General features: G+C 41.2%; 15 protein-coding genes. 11 read left to right on the top strand and 4 right to left on the bottom strand.

What is annotated here, in order from left to right:
• The first annotated feature begins 13 nt into the window (after positions 1 to 13).
• Positions 14 to 832 carry a DMT family transporter gene (locus Q4567_RS17265; protein ID WP_342806798.1) on the top strand — a complete coding sequence of 273 codons (819 nt, stop codon included), beginning with the start codon at positions 14 to 16 and terminating at the stop codon, positions 830 to 832.
• A gap of 133 nt (positions 833 to 965) precedes the next feature.
• On the opposite strand, the gene arcB is transcribed toward Q4567_RS17265, so the two are convergent.
• The gene (gene arcB, locus Q4567_RS17260) at positions 966 to 3,311 is read right to left on the bottom strand and encodes an aerobic respiration two-component sensor histidine kinase ArcB (RefSeq protein WP_216049716.1); all 2,346 of its coding nucleotides are present in this window, start codon (positions 3,309 to 3,311) and stop codon (positions 966 to 968) included.
• Positions 3,312 to 4,086: 775 nt separating this feature from the next.
• Here arcB and gltB point away from each other — a divergent pair.
• Both gltB and Q4567_RS17250 read left to right on the top strand, forming a co-directional pair.
• Complete coding sequence (gene gltB, locus Q4567_RS17255) at positions 4,087 to 8,553, top strand: glutamate synthase large subunit (RefSeq protein ID WP_303501236.1); 4,467 nt, start codon at positions 4,087 to 4,089, stop codon at positions 8,551 to 8,553.
• A gap of 15 nt (positions 8,554 to 8,568) precedes the next feature.
• Positions 8,569 to 9,984, top strand: a complete 1,416-nt coding sequence (locus Q4567_RS17250; protein WP_216049714.1) for an FAD-dependent oxidoreductase — start codon at positions 8,569 to 8,571, stop codon at positions 9,982 to 9,984.
• A 79-nt stretch (positions 9,985 to 10,063) separates the two neighbouring features.
• On the opposite strand, the gene Q4567_RS17245 is transcribed toward Q4567_RS17250, so the two are convergent.
• From Q4567_RS17245 to Q4567_RS17235, 3 genes are all read right to left on the bottom strand, one after another.
• Positions 10,064 to 13,711 (bottom strand): VCBS repeat-containing protein, encoded by a 3,648-nt coding sequence (locus Q4567_RS17245; RefSeq protein WP_303501234.1) that lies wholly within the window; start codon positions 13,709 to 13,711, stop codon positions 10,064 to 10,066.
• A gap of 136 nt (positions 13,712 to 13,847) precedes the next feature.
• Complete coding sequence (locus tag Q4567_RS17240) at positions 13,848 to 14,483, bottom strand: DsbA family oxidoreductase (protein ID WP_216049746.1); 636 nt, start codon at positions 14,481 to 14,483, stop codon at positions 13,848 to 13,850.
• 47 nt (positions 14,484 to 14,530) lie between these two features.
• Positions 14,531 to 15,067 carry a DUF2937 family protein gene (locus Q4567_RS17235; RefSeq protein WP_303501232.1) on the bottom strand — a complete coding sequence of 179 codons (537 nt, stop codon included), beginning with the start codon at positions 15,065 to 15,067 and terminating at the stop codon, positions 14,531 to 14,533.
• A gap of 106 nt (positions 15,068 to 15,173) precedes the next feature.
• On the opposite strand from Q4567_RS17235, the gene Q4567_RS17230 reads away from it, so the two are divergent.
• The 8 genes from Q4567_RS17230 (at position 15,174) to Q4567_RS17195 (ending at position 22,365) form a co-directional block, all read left to right on the top strand.
• Positions 15,174 to 15,560, top strand: coding sequence for a hypothetical protein (locus Q4567_RS17230; protein ID WP_303501230.1), 387 nt, complete (start codon positions 15,174 to 15,176; stop codon positions 15,558 to 15,560).
• 186 nt (positions 15,561 to 15,746) lie between these two features.
• Entirely contained in the window at positions 15,747 to 16,340 is a 594-nt protein-coding gene (locus Q4567_RS17225) for a DUF2726 domain-containing protein (RefSeq protein WP_216049710.1), read from the top strand.
• Positions 16,341 to 16,511: 171 nt separating this feature from the next.
• Positions 16,512 to 17,219 carry a 5'-methylthioadenosine/adenosylhomocysteine nucleosidase gene (locus Q4567_RS17220; protein WP_216049709.1) on the top strand — a complete coding sequence of 236 codons (708 nt, stop codon included), beginning with the start codon at positions 16,512 to 16,514 and terminating at the stop codon, positions 17,217 to 17,219.
• A gap of 6 nt (positions 17,220 to 17,225) precedes the next feature.
• Positions 17,226 to 18,185 (top strand): cobalamin biosynthesis protein, encoded by a 960-nt coding sequence (locus Q4567_RS17215; RefSeq protein ID WP_303501228.1) that lies wholly within the window; start codon positions 17,226 to 17,228, stop codon positions 18,183 to 18,185.
• A gap of 151 nt (positions 18,186 to 18,336) precedes the next feature.
• Positions 18,337 to 19,728, top strand: a complete 1,392-nt coding sequence (ahcY, locus tag Q4567_RS17210) for an adenosylhomocysteinase (protein WP_303501227.1) — start codon at positions 18,337 to 18,339, stop codon at positions 19,726 to 19,728.
• 177 nt (positions 19,729 to 19,905) lie between these two features.
• Positions 19,906 to 20,343 (top strand): hypothetical protein, encoded by a 438-nt coding sequence (locus tag Q4567_RS17205; protein ID WP_303501225.1) that lies wholly within the window; start codon positions 19,906 to 19,908, stop codon positions 20,341 to 20,343.
• Positions 20,336 to 20,905: a GNAT family N-acetyltransferase gene (locus Q4567_RS17200; RefSeq protein ID WP_303501224.1), complete on the top strand. Its 570-nt coding sequence runs from the start codon at positions 20,336 to 20,338 to the stop codon at positions 20,903 to 20,905. The genes Q4567_RS17205 and Q4567_RS17200 overlap by 8 nt, the downstream gene beginning before the upstream one ends.
• A 128-nt stretch (positions 20,906 to 21,033) precedes the next feature.
• Positions 21,034 to 22,365: an FAD-binding oxidoreductase gene (locus Q4567_RS17195; protein ID WP_216049704.1), complete on the top strand. Its 1,332-nt coding sequence runs from the start codon at positions 21,034 to 21,036 to the stop codon at positions 22,363 to 22,365.
• The last annotated feature ends 74 nt before the right edge of the window (positions 22,366 to 22,439 follow it).

Below are 22,439 nucleotides of genomic sequence, written 5' to 3'. Positions count from 1 at the left end.
CATTGGCATAGCCTTGCTTGCTTTTGCGGGGAATTCAATTCTATGTCGTTTGGCGTTAGCAGACTCAAGTATAGATGCCACTTCTTTTACCTTAATCCGCTTAATATCTGGCGCAATTATGCTTATCTTAATTTTGCTGATAAAAGGAAACGTCAATCAAATTAACAACAAAGGCAGTTGGCCGGCTAGCTTAGCGCTTTTTATATATGCTGCAGGGTTTTCCTACGCATACATTGAGCTTGATACGGGGGTAGGGGCGTTAATTTTATTCGCTTGTGTACAAATAACCATGTTAGTCATCAGTTGGTATTATGGTGCGCGATTAACCTTAGTTGAATCCTTGGGTGTGTTAGTCGCATTTGCCGGTTTTATTTATCTTGTTTCGCCTGGAGTAAACTCTCCTTCGATTTTTGGCGTTACACTAATGGCATTGGCAGGCATAGCTTGGGGATGTTATTCAATTATTGGTAGTCGCTCTGCAACGCCATTAATAGACACAAGCTCTAACTTTATAAGAGCATCGGTTATTAGTTTAGTGCTAACTCCAGTGTTATTTATTGAATCAAATCAATTACAAACAATGGGCGTGGTTTACGCCTTAGCATCAGGCATGATCACATCAGGAGTTGGTTATGCCATCTGGTACAAAGTGCTCCCACACATTCGCTCCAGTGTGGCTGCGGTGTTACAACTCAGCGTACCCGCAATAGCAGCCCTAGGTGGATTGTTGTTATTAGAAGAGCTACTCACGATGAAAATGTTAATTTCAAGTGGCGCTATACTCGGTGGTATAGCGCTGGTGATTTACGGCAAACAACAGCAAACAAGCTAATTAGTCATTCAAACAAGGCTCAATTAATCTAATCTTTTATGTTTTCGCAATATAATCCTGCGCTTTATGCCTAACAAAGCGCAGCTTAGTAAGTTAACAGCCGCAATTGACTATAGATGATTTACCCAATAAGTTAATCATCTATATTTTGTGAGCTTAGCCAATCGTTTAACTTCGCAGTGTCCTGCTTTTCTGCCATTTCGAGCTCTTCTACCCAATCATGCACGTTTTCCCACCAGGTTGGATGATCACCTTGCTGAATACGATTTGCAATTTTTTGCACTCGAGCAAGGCCAACAGAACCGGCTGCACCTTTAATTTTGTGAGCTTGAGAACACACTTCTTCTTTGTCATTTGCACTCAAGTTTATATTGAGTATTTCCATGTAGTCAGGCATGTTTTCTTGGAACACTCCAACACTTGTGCGCACCATTTCATGACCGATAGTATCCACCAGCATTTGTAACAAATCTAAATCTAGAATAGATTCTAATTCACTGGGTTTTGCTTCTTCTACGGAGAACTGCGGGATATCTTTTTGATCAACAAACAAGTTGTTAAAAACTTCAATTACCCGACTCTTTTTAATCGGTTTGGCAATAACATCATCCATGCCGTTATTTAAATATTCTTGACGGGTTTTAATCACATTTGCGGTCAATGCCACTATTGGAGTTTGTTCCACTAAACCTTCTTCATGTAATATTGATGCAACATTAAATCCCGTCATATCAGGTAGTTGAATATCTAACAATATTAAATCGTATTGCTTTTCACGGGCCATTTTTAATGCGTCTTGGCCGTTCATAGCAACTTCCACAGTTTGCCCTAGCTTCTCTAATAAAGCTTTAGCCACCATAACATTGAGTTCGATATCTTCTACCAACAGAATCTGCAAGCCATGAACCAAAAGCTCTTGTAACTGCAAAGGTTTATTATTAATAGTAAGGGGCAACTCGACTGTAAAGCAGGTACCCTCCCCTACTACACTATTCACTTTAATTTGGCCTTTCATCAGACTGACCATTTCTTTACAGATGGCCAAACCAATACCGGTTCCCGTTGCCGATTGATGATCAGGATGATTAACCTGATAATACATAGCGAAAATCTTATCTAATTCTGTTTTTGGAATACCAACACCAGTATCTTTAATCGTAAATTTGACCGAACTGATACCCGGTTTTTCTTCTGTCGCTTCAACCGTTAAGTTGACCTTACCTTTTTGCGTAAACTTAACCGCGTTAAATAGTAAATTCCACAAAACCTGACGTAAGCGCGTACCGTCTGCTTCCACTTGGAAAGGCAGAGGCTCAATAATTTGCGTTTCAAAACGCAAACCTTTATCAGCCGCTAGTAATTGAATGATGCTACCTAATTCGTTGGTAAACTCTTTCAATGAAACCGTTTTAAGGGATAGCTCTAACCTATCGCGATCAAGTTTGTCTAGATCAACTATATCATTGAAGATATTCCCTAAGGTGATACCGCTAGCATAAATAGTACTTACCCAAGCAAACTGCTCATCCGATAAGTTTGTGTCACGCAGCATTCGGCTAAGACCGACAATACCATTTAAGGGAGTACGCAATTCATGGCTAATAGTGGCAATGAAGGCCGTTTTATCTTTGTTCGCTTTAGTAACAACGTTTTCGGCTTGTTTACGTTCCGTAATATCGCGGCCGAAAGCAAGTAAACCCAGACGCTTACCTTCTTTATCGTAAAAAGGAACCTTACGCATTTCATAATAACGACGACGACCATCTGCAAATCTTAACCACACTTCTTCGGTAATACTGGCATTGGTTTCTAAAACTTCATGGTCACTAGCCACTACTTGACGAGCAAGATCTTCGTCATACACTTGATGGGGAGTTAGACCAATTAGCTCTTCTTCGGTCTTTCCGGTCATTTGTTCTGCGACCCGGTTACAGCCAGCAAATCGACCTTCTTCATTACGATAATAAATTAAATCGGGAGAGGCATCGATTATAGAACGAAGTAATGTAGACAGACGTTTAGCCTGGTCTTCTTGCTCAGATTTTTTATTAATTTCTCTTTCTAAATCGTGAAATACAATCTCTCGTTCCAATTGCGCATTTTTACGTTGTTCAATTTCGTAATTAAGTTTTTGTACCGATAACTGCAATTCATGATTTCGCAGCACATCTTCTTCGCGCATTAATTCAAGTTGTTGCACGGCTTCTGACAAACTATCTCTTGATTGCTCCAATTGTTTTACCAACTCAGTAAAAACAATTAGAACCCAAGGCGCACTTAACATGGTCAAGATGATCGCACTAATGAAATCCTTTATTTCCACTTCACCACTCATAATTATGCGTATTACATATGAACCGCAAATGGTGAAAGCCAATGTTAGTAAAACAAAAAATATGCTTATTTTGAGTGTACCGAAACGGATAACGAATCGCGCTACGCCGATGGCCCAAGATTCAATTGGAGCTTTTGAATGCATTTCTAAAATCTCTGTGTGAGTAGAAGACCAATGCTATCAAGAAACACTACCGTAGGTGAATGTTTCAATTAAATTAATGTTAAATAAACTGAATTTGTAACCCGCGCAGATGTCAAAAGACTTATTAACTGGGTTTTAAGCAAACTAATCTGTACCCAAGCAAACGAGTAAGTTTGACATTCCTAGGCCCTTGAATTGGTTTACACAGCCATGATTGAGTGAATTCTAAATTATCCAGAAACATCAATGTGTTTAATATTTATACTGCAACTGAATTACCAATCGAAACAATATGATATAAATTATTCTTAGCTAGTTCTTTACAGTTATGCAGTTTAATTAAATAATTATGCGGTTAGAAAGGACCAATAAAGTGGGTTGTTACAAAAACCACCAAATAATAAACGTATTGTTAACAAATGCTCATCTATTTTCAGCCTTTTTGAAGTGATTTACTTGATCAAAATGAATTTTGTAAGCATTTGATTTGGATTGATTTTATTATCATGAATTGTTAAACAATGGAAAAATTGAATGATTCGCTCGTTGCGCGGATTGATTTCTCCCTTTAATGTCGGTATTTTGTCAGGCCGCTTGGCTAAAAATTCATAAAAATTCGATAACCGGCTGGTACCCTCAAACAAACGACAAGAAAACAACATAAACCAGCAACGAGCAAAACTGACCACAGAAGTCAGGCTCAGTGCAGCTAAATACCAACATTCTAGTTGGCATGTACAACCTTTCTCAGCCAAAGGTTGAAGGAGTTACGTTAATGAGTTTGTATAACCCAAATGATTCAAAAGACAACTGTGGTTTTGGATTAATCGCCCACACTGAAGGTGAAGCTAGTCATAGACTGGTTACTACCGCAATTGAAGGCCTCGATCGCATGCAGCATCGTGGTGGTATTGCTGCGGATGGTAAAACCGGAGATGGTTGTGGATTGTTGTTGCAAAAACCAGATGAATTTTTCAATCTGATTGCAGCAGAAAATGGTTGGAAATTAGGCAAAAAGTATGGCGTAGGAATGATCTTCCTAAACCAAGATACAGAAAAAGCACAGATTGCTCGCCAAACAATAGAAGAAGAATTGTCCAAAGAAACCTTAGCAGTGGTAGGTTGGCGAGAAGTGCCAGTTGACCATTCGGTTTTAGGTGACCTTGCAGCCCAAGGTGTACCAAAAATGGAGCAAGTATTCGTCAATGCTCCTCCAGGATGGCGTAAAAGAGATTTAGAACGCCGCTTATTCATGGTTCGAAGACGGGTTGAAAAAAGATTAGTCGAAGACAGCGATTTTTACATTGCCTGTTTATCTGCACTAGTAACTATATATAAAGGCTTGGTAATGCCGAAAGATTTGCCAAACTTTTATTTGGATCTTGCCGATGAACGCTTAAAGTCCGCCATTTGTGTATTCCATCAACGTTTTTCTACGAATACATTACCTAAATGGCCGTTAGCGCAACCTTTCAGATTTTTAGCACATAACGGTGAAATCAATACCATTCGTGGTAATAGAGACTGGGCACAAGCTCGTTCGAAAAAGTTTGTAACACCGTTATTGCCTGATCTCCAAGATGCAGCTCCTTTTGTAAACACTGAAGGGTCAGACTCATCTTCGTTAGACAATATGCTGGAATTGTTTTTAGCCGGTGGTATGGATTTGTTTAGAGCCATGCGTTTGCTTGTTCCACCAGCATATCAAAATAACAGCACCATGGACGACGATCTTCGTGCGTTCTATGAGTTTAACTCAATGCACATGGAACCATGGGACGGCCCTGCTGGTATCGTTATGACCAATGGTCGCCATGTGGCCTGTAACCTCGATAGAAATGGTTTACGTCCTGCCCGTTATGTATTAACCAAAGACGGCTTTATTACCCTTGCCTCAGAAATTGGTATTTGGGATTACAAGCCTGAAGATGTGGTTGAAAAAGGTCGTGTTGGACCGGGCGAAATGCTTGCTGTTGACACATACACAGGTAAGATTTGGCGCTCCAACGAAATTGATGAAGAATTAAAAACTCGTCATCCTTATAAAGAGTGGATTGATCAACACATCAAACACCTCAAGCCGATTGAAGAGTGTGACGCCAGCCAAATTGGTAAACGTGCCTTTGATGACGACATGATGAGCACCTATCACAAGCTGTTCAATTACAGCTACGAAGAAAATCAGCAAATCATTAAAGTGCTTGCCAATGATGGACAAGAAGCGGTTGGCTCTATGGGTGACGATACGCCTATGGCTGTTATGTCATCGAAACAGCGCACTGTATATGACTACTTCCGTCAGCAATTTGCTCAAGTAACTAATCCACCAATTGATTCATTACGGGAAAATCACGTAATGTCGTTGGCGACCTGTGTCGGTCGTGAACAGAACGTCTTTAGTGAAACATCGGGATATGCGAATCGAGTATTATTTAACTCACCGGTATTAATGTATACCGATCTGAAACAGCTGCGCGAATACGATTCTGAATATTATTATTCCGAGATTATCGATTTGAATTACCTTCCTGAAGAAGGACTCAAAAAGGCAATTGAGCGCATTTGTAATGAAGTCGAATACCTAGTTAAACAGAAACGTGCTGCGTTTGTAATATTATCAGACCGTAATATTAAGCAAAACAGATTGCCTATCCCTGCAGCTATGGCTGTTGGAGCAGTGCAGCGCCGTTTGATTGAAAAATCACTTCGTTGTGATGCCAACATAATAGTAGAAACCGCTTCAGCTCGTGACCCTCACCACTTCGCAGTGTTGATTGGTCTTGGCGCAACGGCTGTTTACCCATTCTTAGCCTATGAAACCATTGAACAAATGGTAGAAGAAGGTGAAATTGAACTGACCGCAATGCAAGCCACATTGAATTACCGTAAGGGTATCAATAAAGGTCTGTATAAAATCATGTCTAAAATGGGTATCAGTACTATCGCTAGTTACCGTAGCTCAAAATTATTTGAAGCTATCGGTATTAACAAAGAAGTCACTGAGCTATGTTTCAAAGGAATCCCAAGCCGAATACAGGGCACTGGATTTGAAGACTTTGAACAAGATCAAATTAATTTGAATCGAATTGCTTGGTTGAAGCGCAAGCCAATGTCTCACGGTGGACTATTAAAATACGTACACGGTGGCGAATACCATGCCTATAACCCCGATGTAGTTACCACTTTGCAGGTAGCGGTTAAGTCAGGCCGTTATGAAGATTACCAAGCTTATTCTGCGTTAGTAAATGGACGTTCACCGTCACATTTTCGTGACTTACTTGAACTGAATCCAGATACGGATCCTATTGACATCAGTGAAGTAGAGTCGGAGGATAAGTTATTCCCGCGTTTCGATACGGCAGCGATGTCGATTGGTGCACTTAGCCCTGAAGCACATGAAGCACTGGCTATCGCCATGAACCGTCTAGGCGGACAGTCCAACTCTGGTGAGGGTGGCGAAGATCCGGCGCGTTTTAACACCGAGAAAAATTCGAAAATCAAACAAGTGGCTTCAGGTCGCTTTGGTGTAACACCACATTATTTGGTCAACGCTAATGTTATCCAAATCAAAGTTGCACAAGGTGCTAAGCCCGGTGAAGGTGGTCAGCTTCCTGGTGATAAAGTAAATAATTACATTGCAGAGCTGAGATTCTCAGTACCAGGTGTAACACTAATATCACCACCTCCGCACCACGATATCTATTCAATTGAAGATTTAGCGCAGCTTATATTTGACTTAAAACAAGTTAATCCTAAAGCGCTTATCTCTGTGAAATTAGTTTCCGAGCCAGGGGTTGGAACTATTGCAACGGGTGTTGCTAAAGCTTATGCCGATTTAATTACAGTATCAGGTTACGACGGCGGTACAGGTGCGAGTCCGTTAACCTCAGTAAAATATGCAGGTAGCCCATTTGAACTTGGTCTTGCAGAAACTCAGCAAGCATTAGTAGAAAATGGTTTGCGTCATAAAGTTCGAGTGCAAACTGATGGCGGTCTTAAAACCGGATTAGATGTAGTTAAAGCGGGTATTTTAGGTGCCGAAAGTTTCGGTTTCGGAACGGGTCCTATGGTTGCTTTAGGCTGTAAATATTTACGTATTTGTCATCTGAATAATTGTGCAACAGGTGTTGCAACTCAAGATGAAAAACTGCGGGATAACTACTTTATTGGTTTGCCTGAAATGGTGATGAACTACTTCAAGTTTATTGCGCAAGAAGTACGTGAAATCATGGCCTCTATGGGAGTGACTAAGTTCGAAGATTTAGTTGGCCGCACAGAGCTATTAAAAGTGATTGATGGTATTACTGCACGGCAAAGAAAACTCGATTTGAGTCCATTATTAGTGAAGCCCAAAGAAGGCTCACATACTAAGCTGTTTTGTTCAGAGGACGCTAATGCCCCCTTGGATGAAGGTTTATTAAACAAACAAATTTTAGCCGCATCACAAACTGCGATTAGCAAGATGTCTGGCGCAAACTTGTCGTTTTCAATTCGCAACACAGATCGTTCAGTGGGCGCACTTGTCTCTGGTGAGATTGCTAAACAGCATGGAAACCAAGGGATGCATGATGACCCAATCAAAGTGCACCTCACGGGTACCGCTGGCCAAAGTTTCGGAGTGTGGAACGCAGGCGGCTTAGAAATGACTCTTTGCGGTGACGCTAACGATTATGTGGGTAAAGGCATGACGGGTGGTAAATTGGTTATTTTCCCACCTCGCAACATTACTTTTGACCCTCATGTCAGCACTATCATGGGCAACACCTGTCTATACGGCGCTACAGGCGGCAAGTTGTTTGCAGCAGGTAAAGCCGGTGAGCGTTTTGGTGTGCGTAATTCGGGTGCCATTGCAGTAATAGAAGGCGCGGGTGACAACGGTTGTGAATATATGACCGGCGGCATAGTAGCGGTTCTAGGAAGTGTAGGCGTGAACTTTGGCGCAGGTATGACCGGTGGTTTCGCGTATTTATACGATGAATTCAACGACATCGAACACCGCGTTAATGGTGAACTTGTAGATATAATGTCAATTGAAGAAAAGGGCATATTATCTGAGCATTTACGTGGTTTGATTAACCAACACTACGAAGAAACGGGTAGCGAGCATGCGCTTATGTTATTAACTAATTTTGCCGAGCAATTGCAGAAATTTAGATTAGTAAAACCTAAGACTAGCGACGTGAAAAATCTGCTAGGCCACATAAGTCGGTCAACAGCAGAATTACGTATTCAGGCTCAGTAGAGGTAGGGTTAAAAAATGGCTAAAAATGTATACCAATTTGTAGATGTAGAAAGAATTGATCCTCCGAAGAAGCCCATTATTATGCGCAAAGAGGACTTCGGTGAAATCTATCAACCACTTTCTCAATCTCAAACTGAAGGACAAGCAGATAGATGCTTGGACTGCGGTAACCCTTATTGTGAATGGAAATGTCCAGTTCATAACTATATCCCTCAATGGCTAAAACTAGCCAACGAAGGAAAAATTTTAGAAGCAGCAGAGCTTTCTCATCAGACTAACAGTTTACCGGAAGTCTGTGGTCGAGTTTGTCCACAAGACAGACTTTGTGAAGGAGCATGTACGTTAAACGACGATTTTGGCGCGGTAACTATCGGAAGTATTGAAAAATATATCACCGACACTGCGTTTAAAATGGGTTGGCGACCAGATATGTCAGGTGTGATTAAAACTGACAAAAAAGTTGCCATAGTCGGTGCCGGCCCCGCCGGACTTGCCTGTGCAGACGTACTTGTTCGTAACGGTGTAACACCGGTTGTTTATGACAAATATGAAGAAATCGGTGGACTATTAACCTTCGGAATTCCTTCATTCAAGCTGGAAAAAGACGTGATTAAATTACGTCGTGAAATATTTACCAATATGGGTGTTGAATTCATTTTAAACACTGAAATTGGCAAAGATATTGAATTTCAACAGTTAATGGACGACTACGACGCGGTATTCCTAGGAATGGGAACTTATAACTCCATGAAAGGTGGATTTGAGAACGAAGGTGTTGCGGGTGTGTACGAAGCTCTTCCGTTCCTAATTGCCAATATTAATCGAGTGATGGGGATTGAAAAACAAGCATCAGACTTCATCGACATGAAAGGTAAGAAGGTTGTAGTGTTAGGGGGTGGAGACACCACCATGGACTGCGTACGCACATCTATTCGTCAAGGCGCTAGCTCTGTTACTTGTGCATATCGCCGTGATGAAGAAAGCATGCCAGGCTCTCGCCGTGAAGTGGTTAACGCCAAAGAAGAAGGCGTGCAGTTCCAGTTCAATCTACAACCTTTGGATATCGCAGTAGACGAATCAGGCAAAGCCTGTGGTGTGAAGCTGGTGAAAACAGAAATGGGTGAACCCGACGCACAAGGGCGTAGACGTCCTGTTGTGGTTGAAGGTTCTGAACACGTATTAGAAGCCGATGCGGTTATTATTGCCTTTGGTTTCCAACCTAGTCCTGCCAATTGGTTTGCCGATTACGGCATAATATTGGATGAAAAAGGCCGTGTTCGTGCGCCCGCTAAAGGTCGCTACCCGTTCCAAACATCAAATCCAAAGATATTCTCTGGTGGTGATATGGTACGTGGTTCTGATTTGGTGGTTACCGCCATTGATGAAGGCCGTAAAGCAGCCGATGGCATCATGGATTATCTAGGTGTGTAATTTGTTTTAATTAACATCTAAATGAAGCAAAACAAAAAAGGGCCAAAAGGCCCTTTTTTATTGATTTTAGAAATAGCGTTTATTTTATCCAATACATCATTTGCGAAGTGGACAGCATAAACTCTAGTTTCTGATCTGTGCCTAAGCGCACCTTTAAACCATGTGAACTAGGTTGTCCGATTAACCCAGGACTACTCCACCGAATTTTTCCTTGTGACGATAGCTTTTTAATCTGATACAGATATTCCTCTGGAAAAATATTATTATTTATTCGTTTAGATGTTGTGACAAATATATCCTGGTTTGTCTCTGAGGTTGGGTCTATCGCAAGATCATAAACTTCACTATCGACTTTATTACGGGCAACTTCTGTAAACCTATTATCGTTTAACTCATACACCACTAAAGTTTGAGAATAGGATGAATATTGTTCTGCTTGCAAACATGCCAGTTCCAATTCTGCATCACTATCAAAATTGAACAATTCTATTCTCATACAAGATTCGTCAATGAAAGACTGCTCTGAAAAGAAGCTACCATTGGTTGTTAGAAACGACATCTTGTCACCAAATGAAACTAGGACTACCCCTGTATCATTAATGCTAGTAGCAACGAAGTCCCGAATAGAATGATCAAATGTATAATTCGCTATTATCGATTGATTTTGCACATCTACCGCTTTCAAAGCTTGCCCATCGACATACACAGCATCGTCAAACCCATCGTCATTTAGATCTTTAGCGCGAATGATACCAATATCAGAATTGTAATCACCGGCTATCTGCCAGATAGTGCTGTAATCAGAAAGTTGAATAACAGAGAGTGCGCCATCGTATAACTCGGTGCTTGGTAAAAATATATCACCAAAACCATCGTTATTAAAGTCAGTAGTAACCGCATAACGATTATTACTCCAATTGGAAGAAATCTCGTCACTCAACAAAAACTCGCCGCTTTCATGCAAAGACAAAACACGTCCTCCACCATAACCATTCAACGTTGATGGTACGAAAAACACCGCTTTTTCATCATTATCTTCAATATTCGACCAGCCAGCACTGCTAAAGTAATCCAACTGCACTGCACCGGAAGTGTCTTTAACGGTAAGGCTGTCTCCATCAATATCCGCTACTACAAAGATGTTCTGTCCTGAGTGGGTAATACCTGTTCCCCAGTGCAGTTCTAGCTGTCCATCGTTGTCAGAATCACCACTGACAAGAGAGCTAGAGCCATGATCTTGGGAATCAACTTCCCACAATTTAGAGAGGTCATTATCGATCAAATTGTAAACCGTAATATTGCCCCATTGGCAATCACCAACAACAAGCTCATCTATCCCATCATTGTTTAAATCTTCACTTAATAAAGTGCAGGTATTAAAGTTGTCAAAGCTATACAACTGAGATTTATCTACCGCCGAATACAGACTTATATTCCCCCAGTTATCCGCGCCAGCAATTTCAGCAATACCATCGCCGTCAAAATCACCGGTTGTAAGATGACTATCTCCGAATTCAGTGCCGTTTAGCCACTGATTTTGCCAAGTAATTGCATCATAAACACGGCCGTTATTTGTCACTAACTCCAAGTTACTGTCAGCGTCGACGTTGGCAAATTCAATTTGTTTTGCAGAGTCCAAATTAGTAGTGAAAAGTGTGACATCAGGATTATTTAACGACACCACATGCAATTGAACTGTATCTGAATAAGTACTTTGTGCACTAAGAAATGCGATTTCTAGCGTTCCGTCACCATCGATATCAATTACCGAGGCAAAATGCAGGTAGTCAGTTGTTTCAAACAAAATGCTAGCCTGCTGATCGAGCTCGTTAATGACACTCACCCCTCGTTCAGTAATAACAACAATTTCTTGTTGGGCATCATCATCCAAATTTGCTTTAAGCACCTGGACAATTCGTCCATCAGTAGGCAACTTATAGGGGTATACCCATTTTTGTTGATATTTTTGTTCATTAAATTCAAGCAAGAAAAGGCTATAAAGATTATCAGTTGATAGAATTTCATTTTTGGTGTCGCCATCAAAGTCGGCTATTTGTATGGATTTACTATTAGTGGGGACGGTTATGCCTGAACGAGCTAACGGCATATCTACCTCGGCCGACACTTCAATTGGCACAACTATCCCTTCGGGCGTTGTCTCGTCATCATTCGGCAGTGAGAAAGTAAAATCATAAAATTGTTGTGAGAATGAGAAATCGCTAGGGACATGCCAAGTGACCTGTCCAGCGGTATCAATAACCGCACCTTCAGGACCAACAAGTAGGTTAGCCGCAGCTTCATCAACACCTAGATCAGGGTCATATGCGGTAACGTTAAATTTCACCACATCACCTGCTCGAATATTTTCCGGCACGTCACTTACGCGCAATTCAGCTGGAGCATCTTGAATGTAAATTTCTATTCCCACGCCTTCGATGCTATTGACTCCGTCCGAGACAACCATCGCAGCTTTAACGATATCACCATAAACAGCTAGATATGGAGGGAAGGTGTCAGCGGTTTGCTCACTGACGAGAATGTTATTGATGTACCAACGGTAACTAAGCGTTAAATCCTCGCTGCTATTGTCTGGATCATTGTAAAATCCCGGAGAAAGGTTAATTGCAGTAGTCGTGGTTATTTCGTCGTAATTATTCAGATAAGGTCTATCTACAGTGGGAGGAATTGACATCATCTCCACTGAGACTAATGTTTTAGCAGTGACTGACCCGTACAACAATTCGCTGACATTACTAAAATAAGTACCAATATCGTAAGTACCGTCAGAATCAGTATCTTCCAAATAACGAATAAAATTGCTGCTCAGGTCTGAACCAAAGTCGAAGGCAACCAACTTGTCGGCTTCTAGCAATACGCTACCAGAACTAAGAAAAGGTGGGGTGCCGACAGCGTCTTCCAAACTAAATGCTATTTTACCTTCTTCACCTATGAATAACTCCCCGGTTAAATCAAATGAATCTTGGTAGTCGACAGTGACAACTTCTAATTGAGCATCCAGTAATAATTGCTGGTCATCGATAATAAACAGGACATGTTGATGATTTTCTAGGCTGTAATTTTGGTCATTATCATATTGCGAAGAGTAAAAATCTGAATACCCGGTTAACTTGATAGATTGCTCATCAAAAGTCCAACCTAAATTATCGAAGTAATAGGTTATATCGACCTCTGTTTCGGTCAATGTTTGAATACTTAAAGCAATACTACCGGTAATTGGAAAACCATTATCAACGTCATTACAATTAGTATAGGTAATGGCCAAGTTCCCTTGATAAGCACTATTCAATTTTCCTTTATACTTAGCTGTACCTTGGTAATCACAGGCAAATGTAATATCAATATTGCCGTTGCCATCCATTTGATCCGTGAAATTATCATCAGCAATGAACGGAGTTTCAGTGGCATCATCATCAAATAAGTACTTAAAAGCCCGTTGGGCAACGTCAAGGTTGATACTTGCAACGTTTTTTTGGCCGATATATCGATAGCCCATTAACTCGGTAGCAGCACTTTTTAATTCAGTTGCTGAATAATCTGTCGCATTAGCAATAACTTGGGTAGGTGTGGGCGTATTATTAGTGGGTCCACCTCCTCCTCCAGAGTTGGAAGAATTGCCCCCATCTCCATCTCCACCTCCGCCACCACCACAGGCGGACAGAGCTAAAAAGCTAATCAACAAAAAAGACGAGCGACACGATAGCAGCATAATTTTTCCTTAAAAACACTTCACACAGCATTAAACGGTGAAGATGCAGCACGCATTCCCTTACATTTACGCTGATTAAAATCCATCAAAATAGTAAATCAATAATAATATTAACACTAGTGATTATTAGTTAAGCCTATTCTTCCTTAGCAATTTGTCTCAGTGCTTGTTCAAACACATCCACTGGTTGGCCGCCACTAATAAGGTGTTTATTATTAACGATGACGGCGGGCACCGAATGTATACCGGCTTGCTGGTAGTGGGCTTGAGCCGTTCTAACATCTTGTTCGAACTTATCGCTATTTAAAATTGCCGATGCTTTTTCACGATCTAAACCAACTTGTTCAGCCACCTCTAACAATTGTTGATGGTCACTTGGATTACCTGATTGTTTGAAGTATAGATCGAACAGCGCTAGTTTTAATTCTGTTTGTTTTCCGTACTCTTGCGCCCAATGGAGTAAACGATGAGCGTCAAAGGTATTGAAGATACGTCCCCCTCCCCGATTGCCGAACTCATAACCCACATCGAGACCTCGTTGTTTAATGGCTTCTCGATTTTGCTCTGCCTGCTCCATACTGATGCCATATTTTTGGGTGATATGCTCACCAATTTCCTGACCTTCTGGCGGCATTTGCGGATTAAGTTCAAATGGCTGCCAATCAATATTAACGGTTATCTCTGTTGCTAGATTTTCAATCGCTTGGGAAAGTGCTTTATAACCTATAATGCACCAAGGGCATGATACGTCTGAGACTATGTCTATCTGCATATTTTTCAAATTTTTGATCCTTAATAAAATAAATTGCTGGGTGAGATTTAGGAATGACTATGATGGTGACCACGAAGTTTGGCTGCACATTTGCGGCAGGTGAAGGCCGTCGTGTCAATGCTTAACAACAAAATCACCGCAAAGCCTAATCCCCAAATAATCGCTAATGGGCTTAGCGGTACTGTAAAATTAAAGCTTTGGAAAGCTTCTAGCCTGAGTGGTTCGTCTGCATCTTGCACTAGATGCCATGCCTGTTTAAGGGGATGTTGAGACATTGCGGTATACTCGGCCTCTAATAGTTCAACGCGCCGGTAAATAGAGCTGATACTAATAGCATCCTGCTTAAATACAGGATCGTTACTTTCATTATAATAGGCGATGAGTTTTTTTATATTGCCACTAAAATACCTATCAGCAGTGAATTGAAAGCCCGCAAGGTTATGTTTAGCTTCGAGTAAATGGGCTTCAACGCGCTGTTGATATTGCTGCATAAAACCGGGAGTTTGAACACCGAGCAGCACACCACTAGCGAACAGAAAGAGCCGTAGGTAATCTGCAAATTGTCGTACTAACCATCTGATCATACTGACTTACTCAATTGTATACGTTAAAAAAAGTCAATCGTCTTGCTCCCATCCCCGCCAACTTCTATAGTGTGACAAGATGTTTATATATGACAGGTAAAAAGCAGTGAAGTTTAGTTTAACCTTAAAAAGGCTCCCAATGGTTGCAGTTTTCTCTGCTCTGGCGTTATTCTCAATAGAGAATCAAGCTCAGGACAATGCAACGGCAGAAATGACATCACAATCTTGTCCGCAAGAATTTTACTCATTGCCCTTATTTCCAAACCCAAAAATGTGTCAAGTGTTCGCACCTGAACTCCCCGCTAGTCTGACCTATCATGCCGCAACGGATCAACAAAGTGCACAAAACTTTTATATTCAAAAATTGGGAAAAGCTGAACAAGTTAAAACACTCAAAGGCCGCATTCTAATGCAGTATGATAGCGCCAAAAAAATCATAATCCTTTCCAAAGATGGAGCCGGTACACAAGTCGATGTGCTAGTGAAATCCTAGTACCCAGCACTTGTCCACAACCACAATTCGTCCACTTGAACGTCAACATATTGGTTTTCTAGATAATTTATACACCCGCACGCTACCTTATGGCACTGTCTTTGCTATTTCCAATTGAAATCTACAGGTTTGATGATTATTCGACGAAAGCGTCAAATTTTTGTCTCTTTTTTGAGGAAAGGTCTTATGGAACTAGCCATTATTTTAATGATGATGTTGATCATTGTAGCAATAGCTGCGCTTAAATTGAGTGACGGTGGTTTATCATTTCCGTTTAAACGAAAAACATCTTTACTCACGCAAACTGAACTCAGTTTTTTAGATTTAATTGAAAGTGCCATGGGTCAGCGATATCGGGTGCTGTGTAGAACAAGGTTGTCTGAAATTGTTTCGTTGCGTCAAAATACTGACAAACGAGCAGCCAAAAACGCACTGCTCAAAGCATCCAGTCGTCAATTAGATTTTGTACTTTGTAACAAATCCGACATGAGTCCCGTCATGGCAATTGACTTAGTGCGTGACGGTGGCAAAGATGGCTACAAAACCCAGCGTGATTGGTATGTCACTAGTGCTTTGGATGCCGCCCGAATTCCTCACTTACGCATTAAAGTAAAAGCAGGTTACAGCAAGGCAGAAATAAAAGAATGTATCGATGCAAAACTTGCCCCACTGCAACGCAAAACACCAAAGCCTGTAATGCCTGGAACTAACAATCCAGATAATCCCCGTGCAGATAAACCGAAAAGACCAATGCGTTCCACTCGTCCAGTGGCGGCCTAGTGAATATCAACGCGCTGAACAGTTAATTTAAACGCCCTTTGTTTGAAAAATCGACAAAGGGCTTTTTTCTAAGCAAAAAATCATCATCTTTTCACATAATGTTGCCGCAAACCTCGCAATTTGAGCCCGTAAATATTAAAATCCGCGCAAATTCATCCAACTAAAAATATCATGAAAATAGCAATCTTAGGCGCTATGGATCAAGAAGTAGCGTTACTAAAAGAGACGCTTGAAAACGTAGAAGTATCTGAATACGCTCACCTTAATTTTTATGCAGGTAAGTTACACGGCGTCGATGTAGTAGTCGTAAAATGCGGAATTGGTAAAGTCGCTGCATCCGTAGCCACGACAATATTAATTGATAGGTTCGCTCCTGATTTTGTGGTAAATACCGGTTCTGCAGGCGGTTTTGACACAGATCTTAGTATTGGTGATCTGGTAATAGGTACTAGTGTTCAGCATCACGATGTAGATCTCACTCACTTTGGTTATGAACGTGGGCAAGTATACGGTATGCCAGCCATCTTCCCCTGTGACCAACGTTTAATCGAAGCAGCAGAACATGCGGCTAAAGACGTGGTGCATGTTAAAAGTAAGCGCGGGTTAATTTGTACCGGTGACTCCTTCATTGGTTGTGATGACGCAGCGACGCGACTTCGAGGTTTATTTCCTGACATGCGTGCAGTTGAAATGGAAGGAGCTGCGATAGGCCAGACGTGCTATATGCTAGATACGCCTTTTGTAGTGATACGATCGCTATCAGACATCGCAGGACAGACGTCCTCCGTTTCGTTTAAATCATATATTGACCAAGCCGCTAAGAATTCTGCAGAACTGGTAATGAGTATGATTGCAGAAATGGCTCAACAGCAGATATAACCCATTATGATGGCTATTTATGAAGCCCTACAGCAATCCGGTTTTTTACCTTTATTGGTAATAATAACCGCATTGATACTGGAGTGGCTCATACCCTGGCCCGAAAAAGCTCATCCTTTGACACTATTGCGGCTAATGGCACTAAACCTGGCCGCAAGAGTGAACCCCAATGCCCCAAGAAGTGCTGCCCAGCAACGTATTTCTGGGAGTCTGGCGATCATAGTGCTGTTAGCTCCGATATTAGTGATCATTTCTATCCCGTTATTTCTTGCCGAATACCCATTATTTTTCGATACCCTAATGTTAATTGTGGCGATTCAATTTCAACCTGTACGACGCCATTTTAAAGGCGTGCAAAAAGCGTTGAAATCGGAAAAGAAAAATCTCGCAAGGCACCATTTAAATGGGCTTGTGCTTCGAGAAACCAACACACTAACACCAATGGGTATTGCTAAAGCGGCAATTGAATCCCTAAATCAACGATTCATCTACCAACAATTCGCTATTATCTTTTGGTATTTATTGGCAGGAGGATTAGCAGCGTTGGTCATTCGCATGTTGTATGAGTTAAACCAAATTTGGAACATGAAACTTGTTAAAAACCGCCAGTTTGGTTTGCCCATCGCTTTGTTAACCCAATTATTGTTGTTTGTACCACAAGTTATTTTTGCTTTGATTTTTTCGATTGGCACTGGCTTTGTAGGCGCTTACAAAGGGTTTAAGGGTGTGTCGCAAAAACAATTTTTTAATAGTTATATTAAAGCCATCATTGGTGGTGGTTTGGGGGTTCAACTAGGGGGCCCTGCAATTTATCAAAATATCAAAATACGTTCACAACGCGTAGGCGCCAGCCGAGAAGTTCGCTATGCCGATTTGCAACGAAGTTGGCAATCCATGTATCAGACGTTATTTATATTTTTAACATTAATAGCGTTAGTCTTGGCAGTCACTTATAAATTATTTTAAGTGATCTTTTCTATACTTCCTTTTCTATAATGTTAACTAGCACAAATTAATAAGTTGTAGTTTAATTGAACAGTTAACAAAAAAGCATACACTGTAGTTATCGTATTCTAGAAACGATATATCTTTCACCTTTGTAAAATCGGAAGTTTATATGAATCAAGAAAATCATGTCATGGTCACCGGCGATTATAAAGTCGCCGACATCAATCTAGCTGATTGGGGACGTAAAGAACTCACTATTGCAGAAAGTGAAATGCCTGCACTGATGAAGATTCGTGAAAAGTATCGTGCTTCACAACCGTTGAAAGGAGCCAATATTCTAGGTTGTATTCACATGACGATTCAAACCGGTGTATTAATCGAAACCTTAGTAGATTTAGGCGCGAATGTCCGTTGGTCTTCATGCAATATATTTTCTACTCAAGATCAAGCTGCCGCAGCAATTGTAGCTGCTGGAGTGCCAGTTTATGCTTGGAAAGGTGAAACCGAAGAAGAATACGAATGGTGTCTTGAGCAAACCATATTAAAAGATGGTCAGCCATGGGATGCTAATATGGTTCTAGATGACGGCGGCGATCTCACACAAATGCTGCATGACAAATACCCTCAGGTGCTAAACAATGTGCACGGCATCACTGAAGAAACCACTACAGGTGTGCACCGTCTATTAGAAATGTTAGAAGCTGGCACGCTCAAAGTGCCTGCTATAAACGTAAATGATTCAGTAACCAAATCCAAAAATGATAATAAATACGGCTGTCGTCATAGTCTCAATGATGCCATAAAACGTGCAATCGACCATTTGATGGCCGGTAAAAAAGCACTGGTAATCGGCTATGGTGACGTTGGAAAAGGCTCTGCCCAGTCACTCCGTCAAGAGGGTATGATAGTGCGCGTTGCGGAAATTGACCCGATTTGTGCAATGCAAGCCTGCATGGACGGTTTTGAGTTAGTCTCACCCTATATTGATGGCAATAATAGTGGCAAGATCGAAGACATCAACACAGCCTTATTGAGTAATATAGATTTAGTGGTAACTACCACTGGCAACGTCAACGTATGTGATTCAAATATTCTTAAATCTTTAAAATCCGGCGCTGTGGTATGTAATATTGGTCATTTTGACAATGAAATCGATACCGCTTTTATGCGTAAAAATTGGCGCTGGGACGAAATTAAACCTCAGGTTCATAAAGTCTTTAGAAGTGATGATGAACAAGATCATTTGTTATTACTATCCGAAGGCAGATTAGTCAATTTAGGTAATGCGACAGGGCATCCCTCACGTATTATGGACGGCTCTTTTGCGAACCAAGTTTTAGCCCAAATCCTGTTGTTCGAGCAAGGTTATGCCAATCTTGATGATGTGAAAAAGGCCGAATTGCTGCGAGTAGAAGTGCTGCCAAAACATCTTGATGAAGAAGTTGCTCGTTATATGGTGGAAGGTTTCGGTGGCGTGATCACCAAATTAACCCAGCAACAAGCAGATTATATCAATGTACCTCTGCATGGTCCTTTCAAAACCGATGCCTATCGCTATTAAACCTTATTAAATACGATTTTTATCGGTTCCTAGATAACTGACTGTCATTTGCGACACCAAATAATGGTCGGTTATTAACCTACTTTAGTCTAATTGCATAGATACTCTGTTTGAAAATTCGCGCTAAGTGCTATTATTAACCTAGTATAATCTGAACTTTGAACCAGAAGAGAAACGATGACTGAATACTCAGGAAGAGATAGGTTTGCCAGTTACACATTGTCTTATAGTGACAAAATTCTTACGGGTGTAGTTACCGGACCAATAGGATTCCAATTGGCCACTCAGTACGATCGAGATTTGACTAAAATATTACAAACTATCCCAGATAAATACTTTGGATATGTCGGTGATTTCTCAGCTTGTCAAGCATATACCGACGATGCAACGAGCGTCGTTCATATAACTCATCAAAAGACTGAACAAGCAGGCTGCGTGGTTGACGCCTACTGCGTAGGCACAGCATTATCTACCGAGCAGCTTCGTCGCATTCGCAGCGCGGCGAAAAATCCAGCATCATTAGATGAAAGGGTTTATGAAAATTACCAACAATGCGTCAGTTTTGTTCACTCAGTTTTACAACAAATAGAGTCCTCCATTGAACCTAATGCATAATCAACAAATTCAATTTTGTCCTTTAGACCCTTCACATTTCGAGCGCGTTCTAAATTTGGCCAATCATGTTCATGGAGCTAATTATCTTAATCAAAACGCGATAGAAACTTTATACAAGCAGTCTTTCGCAAATAATATAAATGCGAGCTTTGTGTCACTAATTGGAGACGAATTAATCGGTTTTAGACTGACAATAGCGGCCAACAACTGGATTCCAGATAAATGGTGTACGCCAGAGCGATGGGGAGTGCCTGTAGAGCAAGTTTGTTATTTTAAGTGTAACACCGTTAACGACAACTACCGCGGAGCAGGTATCGGCTCTAAATTACTTTCATTGTCGATTAAAAAAGCACAACAACAAGGTGCATTGGCTGGTCTGGCACATATCTGGCTAGCAAGCCCTGGGAATAGCGCATTTCGGTATTTTTCCAAATGCGGAGGAAAGCTGGTAAAGCAGCATCCAGGGAAATGGCAATCTTCCAGTATTGAAGACGACTATGTTTGTCCCGTTTGCAAAGACCTCTGTGAATGCGTCGCCGCTGAAATGCTTTTGAAGTTCTAATATTTATCCCTTGAAGTTTCTAACGCATAAAGGCAATTAAATTTATCGGTCTTAGAATGCACGAGGTCCCTAATTAAAATGAAACTCAATCTTTATAAACGACATATACAATAGGCACTTAATAGAATATGTATGATCCTATCGTTGAGCCATATCCAAAATCTCATCAACAATATCCCGATTCATATTGGGCTAAAAGTATCGAAAAATTTCCAGAAACAACGTCATTAGTTAATGATATACAAGCTGATATCGCCATCATAGGCGCCGGATATACAGGCCTTTCCTCTGCTTACCATCTAGCTAAAAAGTATGGCAAGTCTGTGGTCGTAATTGAAGCCAACGATCCTGGTTGGGGTTGCAGCGGGCGTAATGCCGGTTTCGTGCTGCCAGGAACTGGCCGATTATCACTGCTTGATATGGAACAAAAATGGGGCAGAGAGACAGCTCAAAGTGTTTTCCAAGAATATATGGAGTCGATTGACACTGTTAACGACTTTATCGAGCAAGGTAATATTGATTGTGATAAAACTCCTGGCGGTTACCTTAAACTTGCCCATAAACGCGCAAAAGTAGAAGGGTTAAGAAAGCAAGCTGAAAAATTAAGTGAGCGCTACGGTGAATCAGTCAAGTTCGTTTGCAGTCAGGAAGTAAATAACGCGTTTTTAAAAAGTGCCAATATGTTCGGTGGTATCTATTTTGATAAGAGTTTTGCAGTCAATCCAATGAAATTGGTGCTCGGCTATTATCAAATGGCAACAGAAGCTGGAGTTAAGGTTTTTTCTAATTCACCGGTGATTAATTGGCAGCAAAAAACCAATCATCATTGCCTATATACTCAAAATGGCCGAGTAACCGCGGAAAAAGTTATTATTGCCACTAATGGTTATACGGGCTCAAAGATGCATCCGTTAATCGCAAACCGTCACTTCCCAGTGCTCTCTAGCATCATTGTGACACGGCCTCTTAAAATTTCCGAATTGGCGACCATCCAGCTCAAGGCAGGTTTAATGGCAATGGATACACGCCGTATGAAATACTATTATCGATTGCTACCGGATAATCGAATCTTATTCGGCGGTAGAGGCGCGATAAATGGCAAAAAAGCCAACAACCCAATCAATAAAAAGCGGCTCGCCCAAGGCCTTAAAAATACTTTCCCAGTGTTAGATAAAATAGATATCGATCATTTTTGGAGTGGTTGGGTCAGTGCGAGTTACGACAATTACCCAAGAATTAATCATAGTGAGGATAAGAGCATCCATTACTCGATGGGATACTGCGGTTCGGGATTGGCTTTTTCGACGCTGGCAGGCAAACGTCTTGCGCAAAACATCTGTGAGCCTGAAAGCTTACCAAACTTACCATTTTGGCAGTCGCAATTACCCAAGTTTCCATTTTCTCAATTTCGGCGTGTTGGGCTTAGCGCTTATTACGCGTTAGCTTCACTACGAGATTAACCCCCTAGTGATAAGGCGTTCGCCTTGTCACATCGCCGACCTCTTGCAAGGCTACCCTCGCCTTTCAAATATGC

It is taken from the genome of Aliiglaciecola sp. 2_MG-2023 (assembly GCF_030548145.1).
GTDB classification, from domain to species: Bacteria; Pseudomonadota; Gammaproteobacteria; order Enterobacterales; family Alteromonadaceae; genus Aliiglaciecola; species Aliiglaciecola lipolytica_A.
This window is presented reverse-complemented; position numbering and strand designations above follow the sequence as displayed.